The sequence below is a fragment of the candidate division TA06 bacterium genome (assembly GCA_016208585.1).
Taxonomy (GTDB): domain Bacteria; phylum Edwardsbacteria; class AC1; order AC1; family EtOH8; genus UBA5202.
Map to the genome: position 1 here is coordinate 1 of JACQXR010000096.1, position 3,492 is coordinate 3,492.

The 3,492-nt window shown below is 52.8% G+C and carries 4 protein-coding genes; all 4 read left to right on the forward strand.

Annotated features, from left to right (window positions below; all coding sequences use genetic code 11):
* Positions 1 to 151: 151 nt before the first annotated feature.
* The gene (locus HY768_07335) at positions 152 to 661 is read left to right on the forward strand and encodes a GNAT family N-acetyltransferase (GenBank protein ID MBI4727021.1); all 510 of its coding nucleotides are present in this window, start codon (positions 152 to 154) and stop codon (positions 659 to 661) included.
* A 262-nt stretch (positions 662 to 923) separates the two neighbouring features.
* Positions 924 to 1,265 (forward strand): hypothetical protein, encoded by a 342-nt coding sequence (locus tag HY768_07340; GenBank protein ID MBI4727022.1) that lies wholly within the window; start codon positions 924 to 926, stop codon positions 1,263 to 1,265.
* 43 nt (positions 1,266 to 1,308) lie between these two features.
* Positions 1,309 to 2,373: an EamA family transporter gene (locus HY768_07345; protein MBI4727023.1), complete on the forward strand. Its 1,065-nt coding sequence runs from the start codon at positions 1,309 to 1,311 to the stop codon at positions 2,371 to 2,373.
* Between the two features lie 56 nt (positions 2,374 to 2,429).
* Complete coding sequence (locus HY768_07350) at positions 2,430 to 2,963, forward strand: hypothetical protein (GenBank protein MBI4727024.1); 534 nt, start codon at positions 2,430 to 2,432, stop codon at positions 2,961 to 2,963.
* The last annotated feature ends 529 nt before the right edge of the window (positions 2,964 to 3,492 follow it).

Here is a 3,492-nt window from a genome sequence, read left to right on the forward strand (position 1 = left end):
AAGATCAGGGTTATTCAGCGCAGGGCGTATGGTTTGAGAGACGAGGAATACTTACGGTTGAAGGTACTGACCTGCACGCTTCCTCCCCTGTAAGTAGCCCAAAATCACCTAAAATCACCCACACTCATTGGAGAAGACCCGCAAATGTTATATGGAAAAAAGCATCCTCATCCGCCCATACCAACCCACCGACTCCATCCCGAAGATCACCCAGCTCCTGCACAAAGCTTATGCCAAAATGGCCGGGCAGGGCATGACCTACCTCGCCTCCCACCAGGATGACAAGACTACCGAAGACCGCCTTACCTCGGGCGCTTCTTTCCTGGCCCTTAAGGACAACGCCATCGTCGGCACCATCACCGTATACGGGCCTCATGAAGATTCCGAAGTTCCCCTCTACCGCCAGACAGGCGTTTGCCACTTCGGCCAGTATGCCGTGGATCCTGATCTGCAGGGCTCTGGCTTGGGAAAGCGGTTGTACCAAACCATCGAGGACCATTGCCGGGCAAAAGGAGTGAGGACCCTGGCCCTGGATACCGCCGAAATGGCAACACAATTGATTGATTTGTACCAACGCTGGGGCTTTAAGGTGGTGGACCGGGTGAAATGGGATGTTACCAATTACCACAGCGTAATAATGACCAAGACCCTGGAACCGTAAGGGCAATTCATGAATTGCCCCAACCATAGGGACATGGCGGCTCACTACGCCTGCCTATGCCGAAGCGGCTACGCGCAGGCAGGCCGAAGTATGTAAATATTATCACCCAGGGCTACGTAGGCTGTACGCCATGTCCCTACAGAAATCCTGGTTTTATGATCTTAACGTTTACAAAATTACGGTTGCAAATCAAAATTCTATGAGCGCTACCGACCCCCGGTAGCATTCGGCTGAACACATACTGACCGCCGTTTTCTTATCTTTGTTCAAGGGCACCAAGGTCCGCTGCGATTTTGCGGTTGAAAGCGCCCTGCCCATGGAAGAGATTATCGAACAAGCCGAAACTAGGGCCAATCAGATCATCGCCCAGAACCGCGAAGTCACCTTCAAAGAAGTGCGCCTGGAAGAAGCTTCCCGTTTGTGCTCCCTGCACCGCCTGCCGGAAGGCGCCGGTAAAATACGGCTGGTCAGCCTCGGAGAAGACGTGGTCACCCCCTGCAGCGGGATCCATGCCAAGAACACCCCCGAGATCGGGAGATTACGGATCAGGACCTTTAATTTCGTAAAGCCCGGGGCAATAAGATTGACGTTCGTGGTAGAATGACATTCAGACCGCCGGACAGACGCACCAACCCTGGAATGAAACCATGTACAGCAAGAAAATATCCATATTATACGCCTTGGTGGCCGCTTCCTTGTTCGGGGCCAGTGCCCCTTTGGCCAAACTATTATTAACCGACATCCACCCCGTTCTATTGGCTTCGTTCCTTTACATGGGCAGCGGTCTGGGTTTATTATTTTATAAATTGACCCTGGGCCTCGGGCAAAAGGACTTAAGCCGGGAAGCCAAATTGGGCCGGGCAGACTTGCCCTGGCTGGCCGGGGCGACGGTATCGGGCGGCATCGCCGCCCCCATCGTCCTGCTGTTCAGCTTAAAGCACACCCCCGCAGCCACCGCTTCGCTGATCCTCAATTTCGAAGGCGTGGCCACCGCCCTCATCGCCTCCCTGGCCTTCCGGGAAGCCGTCAGCAAAAGGATCTGGCTGGCCGTTATATTGGTGACCATTGCGGTTATTCTGCTGTCGGTCGACTTGTCGGACCGATGGGGCTTCTCGCTGGGGGCCATGGGCGTGGTGGCGGCCTGCGTTTTGTGGGGCCTGGACAATAATTTCACCAGGAACACTTCGGCCAAAGACCCGATCGTCATCGTGATCGTAAAAGGCATTGCGGCCGGCGCCATCAGCCTGGCTTTGGCTTTGTTGATGGGAAATTCCTTTCCCGGTCTGGCAAAAGTCCTGCTGGCCTGCGTTTTGGGCCTGGTCTGCTACGGCTTAAGCATCGTCTTCTTTATCTTTTCCCTACGGGAACTGGGCACCGCCCGCACCAGCGCCTATTTTGCCGCCGCCCCTTTCATTGGCTCGGTCCTTTCTTTTTTGATCTTCCGCGAACTGCCCAATGCGCTGTTTTTGGTAGCTCTGCCATTCATCGTTGCCGGCGCATTTTTACTGTTCACCGAAAAGCACTTGCACCTGCATACCCACTTTGAATTCGAGCACGATCATTTTCACGATCACCTTGACGGCCACCATGCCCACCGGCATCCTGAAGGCGGCGGTGCCCAAAAGCATTCACACCCGCACCAGCACGACCCTGTCGCTCACCAGCACCCGCATAACCCGGACATCCACCACCGCCACAGCCATGAGGATTGAGAGAACTGGCGTATGGCAAATTGACCGCATTTTTAACCCGCAGTAGGTTAACTATCATGAAAAAACGGATCTTCATCGGCCTGGCCCTGGGCCTGGCGGCCGGGATCATAGACCTGATCCCCATGCTCCTGCAAAAATTAAGCTGGGACGCCAACCTCTCGGCCCTCAGCTTATGGCTGGTCTCCGGGATGCTTACCGCTTCGGTTGACTGGAAGATCAACCCCGCCCTTAAGGGAATGCTAGTTTCTTTCCTGGTCCTGCTTCCCTCCGGCATTTTGATCGGCGCCAAAGAACCGTTCAGCCTGGTTCCCATCGGAGTGATGACATTGATCCTGGGCGGAATGCTGGGCTACTTTACGGAACGCCTGGGCAAGGTGGCGCAGATCGTCAATGACATGATGGAGAAGAAGCGAGACAGTGTCCGGTTCTGGATCCAGCTTCCGCCGGGCTCCGGCGGCCAGAAGCAGATGACGCTGATAGAGTTTTTTGCCCTGCACGACGAGAACGACAAATACCTGGGTTGCCTGGAAGGCACCAGGAATGTGGAGGACATCCGGCAACTGCAGGGCGAGCAGCGGTTGCTTGGTTAAGAAGGACTGCAACCCTGCCTACGAAATGGCACGAAATTACGCAAAATATATTTTAGTGTAGTGTTGTTTTCGTGTCTTTAGTGGGGAATGGTTAAAGTAAATATTTTCGCGATGATTCGCGTTTTTAGCGGGAAGGGCCACCTCTTTGCCCACGAAATAACACGAACCGGAAAGATAACGCAACCTTACCACTACGGCGTCCAGGCACGGAATTACCGAAACAGGAAAATACGGAACAGGAAACTAATATTAAAGGTTTCTGTGGTAAAAAGTGTTATAACCCCTTGATAAATCTGGGTATTTTGATTAAACCTCAAAAATGCGCAATATGCAACAAAAAACCTCCCAAAGCATTGTAAATACTGCTTCCTTATTTTAGAAAAAAAAAAAAAAACGATCCAAATTGTAGATTTTCCGGTTGAGCATTTTATGAACCTGCTCAAACTCCCGGCGGTAATGATAATCTTTCGGCAGGTGCAGGATATTACGGCTGCCCTTCTTGGAAAGTTTTGCGGGTATAACCAGAAAA